Origin of the sequence: Shewanella sp. AS16 (assembly GCF_021412365.1) — a bacterium.
Lineage (GTDB): Bacteria > Pseudomonadota > Gammaproteobacteria > Enterobacterales > Shewanellaceae > Shewanella > Shewanella salipaludis.
Genome location: NZ_JAKCLK010000002.1, coordinates 314537 through 327383, shown reverse-complemented (window position 1 = coordinate 327383; position 12847 = coordinate 314537). Strand labels below are relative to the sequence as shown.

Genomic DNA, 12847 nt, shown 5'->3' with positions numbered 1-12847 from the left:
GCAAGGCCATGAAGAAATTAACTGTCTCGGTATTGGGCTCTCGGGCCGAATCGCGTCTGTTAACTCTGCCGGTAGATGTCTATGCGTCAGATGGCAGTATGCTTGCGAGCGGTACTGCGTCACCAAACGAGCCTGGTCGATTCGAACTCTTTGAGCGGCAAGATCAGCAACTAGATCGTGTGCATGTGTTGAGCAAATTGCCTAGCGGCTTTTTATTACAGCAAACGATAGATCTACAGGGTGATAGCGCAGAAGTGATGTTAAATGCAAGCGAGATGAGCCCACATGAATGGCTGCAATGGGTAACTCCCTTCCACTCAATAGGCCATCTACGGACTAACGCCGAGTCTGTCGGCGTAGAGAGCCGGCGTATAGGTAAGGTTTGGATGACATTATGGGCCTTACGCGAAGGTAATTGGGAAGCAAGTAGAGTGAAACCCATTGATCGACGGAGCGATCACGGCATACAGCAGTTTGTTCTCGACATACCAAACTCTCCCCATTTACTACAAGTAGGTGGTGAAGAAGTGGCTTGGCGTCTGGTTTCGTTGCCACCCGGTGGCGGGGTGCGTGTTGCTATGACGCGTAGTGCAGCGGTTCAGGGCGACGTCCTCGATATTACTGTAGGCCGGACTGAACCGGAAAACGAGTTAATCATGTCCTACTTGGCTCGAGGTGCAGTCTCCGAAGCTGAACGTTTAGCTGAGGCATGGAATGCGGCAGATCTTCTCCTCTACGAAAAAAGGCATGATCCTGTATCTGCTGCGGCGGGAGCCTACTTTCTACTCAAAAATCAGCGGTTGTTAGATCGCCGTGACTGGGTGCGAAACCTTGTCGAGTGGTTTCCGTACATGGCCGATGGCGCAATTGTCTCGGCGGCGCTGAAGCTGCAGCAAGAGAATGCCTCAGAGAGGGAGATACGGTCATTGATTGACTTAGCACTTGGTCGAGGACTGCCAATCTTTGCAATTGGGGCCTCGATTCTTGTTGAAACCATGGCGGCTGTGCATCGTGGCAAGCGTGAGACTAAGCGCTTTCATTCGGCATATCTAGCGGCTCAAGCCTATGCCCGAGCACTTTGTTCGAGAGGGGCATATTTTACTTTTTATGGGAAGAGTCCTGCCGAACCGTCTTGGACGCCGATATACGGCAATGAAGGCGAGCCAATAGACCATCGTAGCAGTGCAATGAAGACAGATGATACAGTGATATACAGTCGCCCTATAGGTGGTATTCAGTCTGGGCGCTTTGGTAGTACCCAGGTGGCTTTGCCGCGAAGGCCGGTTAGTCATATGGTCGATACCAAACCGGGAATCAAGCCAGAGTCAGTGGATACATCCAAAAGGGAAAAAAGGAAGCTCAGTGAAGGTATGCGAACAAATGTTATAGTTGGTATCTCCCGGAAGAGGTCTTATGCCGGCATGGAGAACAATACGGAGCCACGTATTGGGTCGTTGGTGAGGTCGAATGTCACGGCAGATAAATCAGTGTCGGTGAAAGCTACTCAAAAACGAACGCCGCATTATTGGCTTAAAGAACGCCTTAACAATGCTTTTACTATCTTCGATGGAGACGAGTGAAGCTGACGTTTAATCATATCAGTTTTATAAGAATTAGGGACTAAAGTGCTGTTAGTGAAGCCAGCAGCAACGAAACTTGATTGAAATTAGAATTGGGCTGAAAGGACTTTAGCCCAATTCTAAGCAGGCTCTGGTCCACATGAATTCGAGGAGCTGTCAGAACAGACACGCGACATTTTGGACAAAGTGCAATCTTTTGCTAGTTACGACAAATTTTTACTATTCGAGTTTTAACAACACAGGAAAAGCTAGGAGAACAATATGACAGAACAGGAAAAGGCAGTTGCTTTGAAATTATTAGAAGACAAATTGTTGCAAAATCAGAAGGCTTGTAAATTAGCTTGGCCTGCTGGTTCACCGTTCTTGGACATCGCGATGCAAAAGGCAGCGGCAGTTTTTGAGAAGGAAATTGAAAAAATCCTATCAAACTAAAGTTGTGCAATCGAAGGGCGTTGTTGCCTAAATAGGTGAACCTTCTGCTCCTGATGCGATCATATCCTGTGATATAGCACACAGGAACCGATACAAAATGGGTAAATCCAAGCATCGCATCACCAATTGGCCGGAATATAAACAAGCATTGGCTCTCCAGGGGCGTTCAAGTTCTGGACAGATGAGCACGCCATGAAACATTTGTGTTTTATCGAGGTCATGCCGGTCAAATCATTCCTGGGTTTGTATGTTGCTTTTAGCTCCCCCTGGTCAAGTGATCGTTAGAGGGATAAGGTCTTTTCAATCTGTCCTCTGGTGGCCGGAAGGTTTCATTAATTTTGTAGTTTGCTTGATAGTGCTTTTTGACCATTACTTGGTAAGACTACTAGGGTGAGAGGACAAACTATCTTATCAACAAGGCCCCTTTACAGCAACGTAGCCGCTGTCTACGCATTGCAACAGCGGCTCTAGTTCTTCAGGGCTGGAGTTGAACCAAATGGGTATCTGCTCAGGTTTGATGAACAAGGGCATGCGACTGTGGTAGGCGGCACATATCTCATTAGGACTCGTGGTAAGCGTTACCAGCTCGGGCGTATTAGTTTGTGTCGGGTAGAAAATACCCGCCATATAGAGCGGGCGTTGCTGGCGCTGGCTGAACAAGTATTTTTGCTTTTTCGGTCCACCTTCATCTCGCCATTCAAACCAGCCTGAGCACGGAACCAGACAGCGATTGTGTTCAAATGCATTAGCGAAGGTACGCTTTTTGCTGACAGTTTCAGCCTGGGCATTGATCAACAGCTTGTTTGCCCAGGAAGGTTTGATCCCCCAGCGTGTTTGCAGTTGCTGAAGCTTGCCTTCATGGCTCACTAAAGTGGCAACGCTATCGGTTGGCCGCAGATCTAGGTTGGTTTGAAGGGGAAACTCAAGGCCTAACTCTTCTTGTACTTGAGGTCTTAAGATATCAGCTAGTACATACAATCTACCACACATAGCTCAGTCCTATTCCATCCACTTTTATTTATCACTTTAGTGTATCAGCGCTAGCTCTTCGAAACTTTATCTGTATTTGCTACAGCCATTTAAGTCACATTGGTGCTGGCTGAGCTTTCGTTGGCTTGTCAGACACCACAATGCCACTATAATACTGTATAGAAAAACAGTACTTGAGGCGCATTTCCATGAGAGTCATCCCTATCCCAGCTCGTGCAGGGATCACTGGTTTTGAAAGTCCTGCTGCGGAATACACTCAGCTAGGGCTGAGCTTAGATGAATTGTTGATTGAGCATCCGAGTGCGACCTTCATAGGTTTGGCACAAGGGGACTCCATGCAGGATGTCGGCATCTTTGATGGGGATGTGATTGTCGTCGATCGCCATGAAACAGCACGAAATGGTGACGTCATCGTGGCTAACTTTAACGGCGAGTTTGTCTGCAAGATCATCGATACTCAGCGCCGCTTGTTACTATCATCAAACCAGCAATATCAGCCTGTAATCATTCACGAATATGACGACTTTAGTATTGAAGGAGTAGTGACCCGTTCTATTCGTTGCCACCGTCAGAGCCCATTGCTATGTGAGCATTAGATGTTTGCTCTAGTTGATGCTAATAGCTTTTATTGCAGTGCAGAACAAGTGTTTCGTCCTGACTGGCGTGGTAAGCCCCTTATTGTGCTCAGTAACAATGACGGTTGTATTGTTGCTGCAAATCGACAAGCAAAAGCAGCCGGCATTCAAAAGTTTTTGCCTTACTTCCAAGTTAAAGAGCTATGTGCTGAACGTGGTGTTATTGCGTGTTCTTCGAACTATGAGCTATATGCCGACCTTTCAACCAAAATGATGAATATAATCGCTCGCTTTGCACCTGAACAGCACGTTTACTCTATCGATGAAAGCTTTCTCTCGTTTAAGAATTGCTACCCAGCAATCAGTTGTCTGCGTACTCAAGGACAGTTAATCCGTCGTGCAGTATGGAAAGAGGCGCGCTTACCTGTATGCGTGGGCATAGGTGCAACACTGACGTTAGCTAAAATCGCCAATCATGCGGCTAAGAAGATACCAGGCTACAAAGGTGTATGCGTTATCGAAAATGAGCGCGATCGTATTGCTATCTTACAGCAACTGTCTGTTGGGGACGTTTGGGGGGTTGGCCGGCGGATTAGCAAGAAGCTAGAGTTACTGAATATCCATACCGCTTTTCAACTCGCATCCATGCCGCCAGGGTTGGCAAGAAAACAATTTAGTATCGAGATAGAACGAACGGTACGTGAACTTAACGGGCAAGTATGTAAAGTGTGGGACGAGGCAAGGGCAGATAAAAAACAGATTTACTCAACGCGCAGTGTCGGGGAACGAATCACCGACTTTCAGTCTTTATTACAGGCTTTGAGCAAACATGTCGGCATTACTGCTAGCAAAGCACGTAAGCAAGGCTCAAGTTGCAAGACTATGCTACTTTTTGCCAGTAACTCACCTTATGACGAACGCCCTGTGAGCTATAACGCGATAGTGCATTTCCCTTGTCCTACTAACTGTACTGTTGAGCTAACCCAAGCCATGAGTGAAGTTGCGCCGCAGTTATTTCGTGAAAGTGTGCGCTATTACAAGATAGGTGTTGGCTTAATCGACTTAGCCAACGCACACCACCACCAACTAGATTTGTTCAATCCTCCGACAGCAAAACCAGCACTAATGTTTGCCCTAGATCACATTAACCAACGTTATGGGAGCGATACAATGTTTCTAGCCGCACAAGGCATTGAGCATAAGTGGGCAATGCGACGGGATTTGTTGACGCCTCAATACACAACCAAATGGAGCAGTCTGCCGAACATCAAGTGCTAGATCCTGTCGCCGTAGCAATATTCCACATCAATGGCAGCATCGTTGGCGTCGTAGCCGAATAGCTGATTGTCGGTAGAGCACATGCCTGACCTTTCCCGACGGCGAGGTGAGGGCCGGGATGCACTTGATAATGGATTTATCGTCCACGAAGAGGTGCGCCGAAGTACTCATCTCGTTTCGTGAGTTTTCGTAGTACCGGACATTGCCCGCGACAGTGGCGTTGAGATTGCCAGTATCGTGGGCGACAATGAACATCACGCCAGCGGTGAAGGGACTACCGGATCGGTGTTTTGACGATTTGGACAGGTACTGCGGCGTGATGTCGTATTTTCCAGGAAGTTCGTGGTTTACCCCACGGCCGGCCGTTCGGCATCTGCTGCGGAGGGAGCGTTGCTCGCATTGCCACCATTCTGGCTGGTCGCGCTCAGTGGTGCGGCCTTGTTCGCGAGGTAGCCGACGTGGCTGATGCCGATCAATGCCAACAGCCCCTGGCTGAGTTTCGGAAACGCGGTCACAGGAATGTCGATAACGTCGACATTCGCGAACATAGTCGCCACGGCCACGGCATAGGCGAGCAGGACAACTATGGTGAAGAAGAACATCTGGACACGGGCGAGATCCAGGTGGGCGGCATTGCCGGTCTCTTCCCCGGTGAACATATCGCCCCAGCGCGCCTGGCTGATATACTTGTTGCCGACCACAAGGCCTCGGTTGGTCGCAGCCCCTTCACCTTTGTTCTCCAGAAGTTCAAAGACCTCGTTCACTTGACTGGCATCCGGTTGCTGCGACTTCTTGCCGCTAAGAATCAAGGGAGAAGCTACCAGCGAGGTTGTGCTGATCCCCATTAGCATCCATAGCGAAGGTTCGAGTTGGATGCTGTCAATCGGGTCCTGCACATTTAGACCGATGTTCCAAAGAGCTGCGGCGAGGAAAGCTGAGAGGACCAGCGCCGTCCACGCCAACATTTGGAAGCGGGAGAGCGAGATAACATTGCGATCGTCGATGAAGGCACCGCGCCAACTGCCGGTGATACCGTGTCCCAGAATCACGATGAAGACCACGATACAGGCAGTTAGAGCGGACCAAATGCCAATGAGCGAAAAGTATACTTCGAGGTTGGTGGCGATATAGATCAGTGCGCCTATGAGTAATAAGACGAGAGTGGTGTGCACCCTTGTCCATTTCGCGTTGTTCATAAGTGATACTCTCCTGTTCGAGCGATGATTGGGAATACCTTGGATTCCGGATTACCACACTCACTTATATGCCTTTCTTGTAGATATTTGGGTGTTGGCTTAACAACCTAAACGTTTGAGCATAGCTGTGTTGAACTTGATTTTAGGAAGTGCATAGTTCAGCTTTGATTGCAACTCAGTGAATGTAATGGTTTTAGTGCAATAATTGGTCTGCCTTGGAGTGGATTGCTCCATGTAAAATGCAGCAGAATTGCCAATCTTGTCATAAATGACTTTATAGTAGGCGGAAGGGACCTCATGGGGTTCATCTGCGCCCGGCATTTGGGGCATTTGTTTCTCGTACAGTGGGCCAGTAATCACGAACAATGAATTCCGATAGCTGACAGCATTGCGCTCCGCATCTTCCAAACTCTTCCAGGCACCCTGATTAAGGTCTTTATCTTGAGGAGTAATGTTACTCAGATAGTTCAGTTCATACCAGTATCGAGAACCTGCAAACGACGCGAGTGGGGCTTGATGCCCTCGGTCAGCCTCTAGTGGCTGTTTGCTGGCATTTTTATAATCAGCTTCTTCTAGAGTTGCATCAGCAGGCAATAGGGGATCACTTGACCAGTCTCGTCCAGGAGATTCACCAAAATTGACAACATCAACTTCATAAGCAACCCAATCTGCCATCTTAGATTTACTGTTGTTGGATAAGGCATAGAGATGCTCAAAGATGAGGCGGTTATCCGTAGGATTTTGAGGACATCCTAGGGGGCAATGGACTGAATAGACTGTGTCAGCAGCATTAACTGTGGTGTAAGATAGCAGTGCAACAAAGAGTGCCAAAAGTCTCATGATTTCAAGTCCATTTGAAAGCCTCTTTTTAAGGTAGCACTTAGTTAAAGGAATTCAACCTGCATTGGCGTTGTTGCCTAAATAGGTGAACCTTCTGCTCCTGTGTGCTATTCACTGGAGTTGATTGCACTAGGGTACAAGGTTCACCCGTTTAGGCAGCTACGTTGCTAAAGACAAAACCCCTTCAACAATGCAGTATGGGCTCATTTTTCAGTGTTTCTGTTAACCTTGTTAGTTTGGCAGCTGTTTGGCATTTAACTTGCGTCAGTTCAACAACAATTTCTGCATAGTTGACACCGATGGCGCAACGGCTTAGTTCAGGAGAAAGTCTCTTGTTGCCTCGTTGGATCTCTGTTGTGATTTTTCGTGCCAAAAGGCCCAGTTTACACGGTGTTTCCATGTGGTATATTTTTATTGGTTTCAGTTGCTTATGCTGGTCTCATCATTGGGTGAACTTGGCGGTTAGTATGAGAGCGTATAGGAAAATAACGTCAGCTTCGGTCGTTTAATTTATGATGGGAGAGGGTGGTATGCATTAAATTTGAATAGTTGGTGAGCTGCATCGAATGAGTATGATATATATAAATCAAAAGTGCCAAAAATAGGATGAGACTGAAACAATATTAGGTTGTTGTCGTATTTGTGGCTTAGGAACTTATCTTGAACTAGCAGGTTTATGTAGTATTGGTATGGCCGATGGCATGAATGTCGACCTGTGTAGTCCTAACTTAAATTATGCTTTTTTATACAGTCAAAAATGTATAAAGGAGAAGGTGTAAAACATTAAGTGGAGGTTGTGTTTTGAGCGAATTAAATAGTAAGGCTGAAGACGCAAAACTAGTCGTTGAGTATTTTAATAGAGTTGTTGGATGGGCCGCTGTTAACATTTTTAGACGAGCAAGCTTGCTATTAATAACTGTATCCGTTTTAGCTGGAGGTTGGTATTGGTATATAACTGACTTAAGTGGTAAAGCAATATCTGATTATGAATTAAGAACTATTCAGCAAACGAACTTGTCAAAGAGTAATTCGTACAAACTCGCTATGGATTCAATAGATTTATGCCTTGATGCTATCGACAAATCCACGGACTTAAAAGATTGGTACTGTGAACATGCATTACAGAGCTACAAAGATCGGATTGTGAAACCCGAGAGCGAGTACGAAACGGAGATAATAAGTAAAAATGCTTATGGAGCGATGAAAGCTGATTTGGCTAATAAGGAAAGAAACATAAAATACTTAGAGTTAGTAAACAAGAAGATGACGAAAGACATTCAGCTTATAGACATGCTTTCAAGTTCTTTTGCTATTGCCATAAGCATATTTCTGATGTCTTCTGTATATGGGTTTGTAGTTTATTGTCTTTATAAAAGAAGTCGGATGGTTATACCAGATAATAGCTGATATGGATTTTAATGGATACCTATATCATTTTATAAACTTTAACGCTTTTCCTGGTATACCTTAGAGGGTTGTTATGAGTGCTGAACAGCATTGTCGACCAAATCCTGAGGACCTCTTGGGTTGGTGTTGAACTGAGCCAGTAAGCAGCACTAACGAAGCGAGCAATGTGAAAATCGGAACACAAAGCCAATAACTGGAAGCTGTGCAACGGTGTCTTGATAATCAGGTGGACTGCTGCTCTCAGGTTGGACAATGTCTCTATAAGTGATCGACAGTGAATAAATAATTATGGTGGTCATGGATTTCGGCTCAGTGGCTCTGCTATCAGGCAGTACTAATTGTAAAAGGATATTCAGGTTGTAGCCGTAATCAAGCGAAGGCCTTCTTGATCAGAAAGGATTAGCTGATTAGATATTATTGTCAGCACTGGTCCCATCAATACAATGGTGGGTGAAAGCCAAACAAATTGATACGTTTGTTCTGGTTTGCTAATGAAACCGTGGCCAATAAAAACTGGCCACTACATCTAATTAAATTAGAAAGATGACATTCGGTTAAAAAATATTAGCCAAGTCAGTATCAAATTCAATTCCTGCAAGTCCTGCTCTTTCAAATGCTAGCTTAAATTGTTCCGTAGCGAACAGAGCATGAGTTCCATACAGCTGAGATTTAAAAATAAGCTTGTTTGCTACACTGGCATTGTCAAACGTGAGGAGCTCAAGCCCACATTCGTAACCATCTTCATAGTGTTTTACTGTACGACTAAAATCTTCTTTTCCGAATGTTAAAGGAATGAAAATAAACATATTATTCCCTTCAACATTAATCGGTAAGAACTCGCCATCATGTTCAAGCTGTGCTCTAAATAACTCATATGCCGATGAGGACATTAAAAGGTATGAACCCCAGTATGAAACATCTGGAATAGCGTGCCCTTTTTTATAGGCCGGTGCCAGATTGCAGCTTGTTGGTCGCCAATTAGCAGCTAGACTAGCGTTAGTTCGTGGCTGACTCCTGACCAAAGATAGGTCGTTGTCTCCAAGGACCTCAGCAAACTCAAGTAAGCTGAAATCAGCTACCTCAACACTATTCTCTATAGGTTTTAAACGATAAATATTCATTGCTATACCTATTAGGATGACTTTTTCTCAAGAATGTTAGTTGGGAAACTACCATCTTTCAGTTTCCTCTTTACTGAGTGAAGCCTAGATAAAAACACTGTCTCAGGAAGATTGTCGTTTGAAAACATTGCCGCGATCCATGTCTCATAGTTGTAAGTGTGAATAGGTCTGTGCGGTGGTGACTCAGGTGTGGCCCAGTCATCTGGATTGTTCTTGGCGAAATTCCTTAGCCATATTCCATTTAATGGGTCATTAATCCCGATGCCATAGGCATGCAGGTTTAAGCGACTTTCCATCACTAACTTTTTTCGATGTCTGCCCTCCCCAGGGATGATGTGATGAGCCTCATGAATTGGCGTTGGCTGGAGCTCTCCGGTCGCTCTTAAATTTCTGGAAAGCTTCTTTGTCGGGTGATGCTTTTCAGCGAGCAATTCACGAGGGGTCTTTGAGCTATTCTCTTCCCTGTAGAGCGCTAAATTTTCTTGCAACATTACATGAGCAGAAATTTTTCGGCGTTCGAGTCTGAGGTGCTGCCAATCTCGGTCCCTTTTGGCAATACGTTGTGCCATTTGCTCTTCAGTTTCAGAGTGAGCCGTAGCTTTATTTTTGGTATTGTGAAACTCTCGTGCCTTCAGTTCATATTGATAAATGATCATCTCCAGCGGAGTAGGGTCGAGCGGGCGTTCTGGTAAAGGAATGTCATAATATTGATTGCGTTGGTTCATCCTTGAAACCTTCTTTTAATGTCCATTACAGATGTCTTAGAATTCTACATAAGTACATATGAAATATCAATTCACGGCTAGGCGGCAAAAAATACACGAGATTAGTCGGATTTACTGCCGTCTTAATAAGTGCTTTTCTAGTTTTCGATTCTTACCAGCCTTACGTAGATGTTAAGAGTCGCGGGACTCCATTGGCCGTGGCCAAAATTGAAGTATGTGCTCCATCGATAACCCACACTATCTGTATCCTGTGCTGTTGATGTCCAAAATGGCCCTATGGGAGTTTGTGGAAATGCCGTCTGCGCTATGGTTGGGCTCTCAAAGTCTCCCATACACAGCTCATCATTTGGCTTCCAATAACTCGGCTTACCTGAAGAGCAAAAAATGAGTGAGTTAAGCTCTTCTTTAGTCGGTAAGCGCCAATCAGAATGATTGCCATCTGAGTAAGACAGGTCACTCGCATAGAGCCAGTTAAATGTACTTGGAGTGCCTTTACAGCTCCAGTTTTGCCACGTTTGGCCAAGGCTACAACGCATCCACATGAGCTTGGTTTGTGTGTCGGTGATGGTGCCATTGCCGTTATCAATATACCGTTCAGCAAGTGCGCCATCTCCGATTTTAGTAAACGTGGCGTTGATTTGGCAATCTGACGTGATGGTGTCTGTCATGAACTCATTGTTATTGAGTGTGCCATTGCAGCCTGAGACGGATTCAATTTGATAGCCGATGTCCGTTGAGAGGTTAAAGCTGGCGTGAGTGTTGTAGCTGACATCAATACTCTCTGGACTGATTTGACCTCCTGTTGTTGCTTGAGTGGTGATTTTGTACGTGCTGAGTTTGAAAGATACGGTTACTGAACACTGGGCGTTAATTACTGCCGTCTTATAGCTTTTTTGGGTTAATGAGCCTCCGCAACCACTGATATCATCGACTTGATAGCCGATATCGGGTGTAACGGTGAAGGTAGTTGCATGACCTGATTCAACCATGTTGATTACAGGGCTGATTTTACCTCCAAGGCTTGCAGTCGCTGGGATGCTGTAGACAATTGGGGTGACTTGTCCTGTGTCATCGTTACTGACACCCTCTGAGCCACCACAGCCTGAGATTAATGTTGTTGCGAGTATACTCAAAAGCAGTTGGTTTGCTATTGATGGAGGTGTCTTTATCGATGTCATGGCGAGTTTGATGCTTGCGCGAATGCACTTATTCATAGGTGTTCCCTGTTATATTTTCCTGATTTAAGCAGGCTGTTGGTCGTGATGATTACTTGATTACTTGATTACTTGGTTTAGGAGTATGTTTTTCGGTGTATAAATTTCACCGATCGCTAAATTGAGTTTGTTGCTGTAGATATCACTTAATGCGATGTCGGCAGTAATGTAGGGGGCATACTTTTTGTCTTTACCCAATGATAACTGCCACCGTGCGGTGCTCACTTCGAAGGTATCGTCAAGATTTATAGTGAAATGAATTGTCAGTGAGGCACCTGTTACAGCAGAGGCGAAGGTCTCATCAACTTTTCCTGTCACCACTTCAGATGATTTTCGACTCACATTTTTAAAGTGATTGAGTTCCATGTCACAGGTATAAATAACTGTGAAAGCTCCGTTATTGGACTCTTGTTCAGCCCAGGAGGTGGTTGCGCATGGTGCCCATTTACCAAACGCCTTGCCTATGGTGGTTTGCTTGTAGCCAGCAAGGTAGTTCTCTTTAACTAGACTGATGTTCAGAGGCTCTGCTATCCGAATGTAGGTTATGATTGAACCTATGGTTATAGCGACAACTGCAAAGGCTGTTATGCTTTGCCAACCTGTTAACCACTTAGGCATCCAAGGCCATACGGTTTCTCCCAACTTGTAATACCGGTAGTAGTCATAATTTGCCGTGAGCGCATAGACTATGGAATTGATGATGAGGGGTAATTTTGTTAGGTCTCTATCAGTTATGAGCGCTGAAATGGTCAAGATTGTCACATTGACTAGCATCAAGAATAAAAATAGGTAAATGGCTTTCTTCCACATACCTTTTGTCATGTAATATAAAGACCCAAACACAAATGCCAAAACATTGAAGCCCACAATATTTTGGCCTTTGATTTGTTCTTTCTTTGACCGAGAGGTATGTGCAGGACTTCGCGCCGAGGCAAAAAAGCCGAGCTTATCTGCTTGGCGTAAATCAAACTCAGCAAACACTTTTTTCCAGCGTTTGCTTAAATTGTCATAGGACTTAATCATTGGATTCAGCTTGGTGGCCGCTGATATTTTTGATGTTGAAGCTAAAGGGGGAATGACCTCTTTAACGGAAGCTGCGAATTTAACGCCTGATTTATGAACATAAGTGATTATTCCAATTGAAAATAGTTTAGTTTTCAATGTTTGCGCTTGAACTTCGCTCAACTCCTTTTTGATGCATATTGGATTGCCGGAAAACAGCAAGTGCGCCTTGGCCTCTGGTACCTTCAAGAATTTCGCTAGCGCCTGGCTAAGTTTATGCTGATCCTTCCCTTGCGTTATCTCACCTCTAAAGATGACTTTGTACGAGTTCATGACATTTCCTTGTGATGGGTGTTGAGGTGCCTGGTTGTGCGACGAGCGACGCAGAGGCAAGGCCGTTCAATGACTTAAATGAGGACTATATGCCGCAAATGAGGACTATATGCCGCAAATGCGGATTATAATCCGTGGTTAGTTGGTAAGCAAA

Annotated in this window: 12 protein-coding genes; 5 read left to right on the top strand and 7 right to left on the bottom strand. The window is 45.2% G+C overall.

Annotated features, from left to right (window positions below; genetic code table 11):
- Window positions 1-8 precede the first annotated feature (8 nt).
- Window positions 9-1580: a hypothetical protein gene (locus tag LZP73_RS06260; protein WP_234233614.1), complete on the top strand. Its 1572-nt coding sequence runs from the start codon at window positions 9-11 to the stop codon at window positions 1578-1580.
- Window positions 1581-1841: 261 nt separating this feature from the next.
- Entirely contained in the window at window positions 1842-2012 is a 171-nt protein-coding gene (locus tag LZP73_RS06255) for a hypothetical protein (protein ID WP_234233613.1), read from the top strand.
- Window positions 2013-2423: 411 nt separating this feature from the next.
- On the opposite strand, the gene LZP73_RS06250 is transcribed toward LZP73_RS06255, so the two are convergent.
- A complete protein-coding gene (locus LZP73_RS06250) occupies window positions 2424-3002 on the bottom strand; it encodes an SOS response-associated peptidase (protein ID WP_234233612.1) in 579 nt (192 codons plus the stop codon).
- Between the two features lie 188 nt (window positions 3003-3190).
- On the opposite strand from LZP73_RS06250, the gene LZP73_RS06245 reads away from it, so the two are divergent.
- Together LZP73_RS06245 and LZP73_RS06240 are read left to right on the top strand one after the other, a co-directional pair.
- On the top strand, window positions 3191-3598 hold the full coding sequence (locus tag LZP73_RS06245; RefSeq protein WP_234233611.1) for a LexA family protein: 408 nt from the start codon (window positions 3191-3193) through the stop codon (window positions 3596-3598).
- Window positions 3599-4855: a Y-family DNA polymerase gene (locus LZP73_RS06240; protein ID WP_234233610.1), complete on the top strand. Its 1257-nt coding sequence runs from the start codon at window positions 3599-3601 to the stop codon at window positions 4853-4855. It abuts the gene before it with no gap.
- Between the two features lie 347 nt (window positions 4856-5202).
- Here LZP73_RS06240 and LZP73_RS06235 read toward each other — a convergent pair whose 3' ends face one another.
- Complete coding sequence (locus LZP73_RS06235) at window positions 5203-6051, bottom strand: hypothetical protein (protein WP_234233609.1); 849 nt, start codon at window positions 6049-6051, stop codon at window positions 5203-5205.
- A 99-nt stretch (window positions 6052-6150) separates the two neighbouring features.
- Window positions 6151-6891, bottom strand: a complete 741-nt coding sequence (locus tag LZP73_RS06230) for a DNA/RNA non-specific endonuclease (protein WP_234233608.1) — start codon at window positions 6889-6891, stop codon at window positions 6151-6153.
- Window positions 6892-7692: 801 nt separating this feature from the next.
- On the opposite strand from LZP73_RS06230, the gene LZP73_RS06225 reads away from it, so the two are divergent.
- Window positions 7693-8298 carry a hypothetical protein gene (locus LZP73_RS06225; protein WP_234233607.1) on the top strand — a complete coding sequence of 202 codons (606 nt, stop codon included), beginning with the start codon at window positions 7693-7695 and terminating at the stop codon, window positions 8296-8298.
- Window positions 8299-8852: 554 nt separating this feature from the next.
- Here the strand turns inward: LZP73_RS06225 and LZP73_RS06220 are convergent.
- The 4 genes from LZP73_RS06220 to LZP73_RS06205 form a co-directional block, all read right to left on the bottom strand.
- Window positions 8853-9419 carry a hypothetical protein gene (locus LZP73_RS06220; protein ID WP_234233606.1) on the bottom strand — a complete coding sequence of 189 codons (567 nt, stop codon included), beginning with the start codon at window positions 9417-9419 and terminating at the stop codon, window positions 8853-8855.
- Window positions 9420-9430: 11 nt separating this feature from the next.
- Window positions 9431-10144 (bottom strand): AHH domain-containing protein, encoded by a 714-nt coding sequence (locus LZP73_RS06215; RefSeq protein ID WP_234233605.1) that lies wholly within the window; start codon window positions 10142-10144, stop codon window positions 9431-9433.
- Between the two features lie 137 nt (window positions 10145-10281).
- Window positions 10282-11358 (bottom strand): Lcl C-terminal domain-containing protein, encoded by a 1077-nt coding sequence (locus LZP73_RS06210; protein ID WP_234233604.1) that lies wholly within the window; start codon window positions 11356-11358, stop codon window positions 10282-10284.
- A gap of 60 nt (window positions 11359-11418) precedes the next feature.
- Window positions 11419-12693, bottom strand: coding sequence for a DUF2628 domain-containing protein (locus LZP73_RS06205; RefSeq protein ID WP_234233603.1), 1275 nt, complete (start codon window positions 12691-12693; stop codon window positions 11419-11421).
- Window positions 12694-12847: the final 154 nt, after the last annotated feature.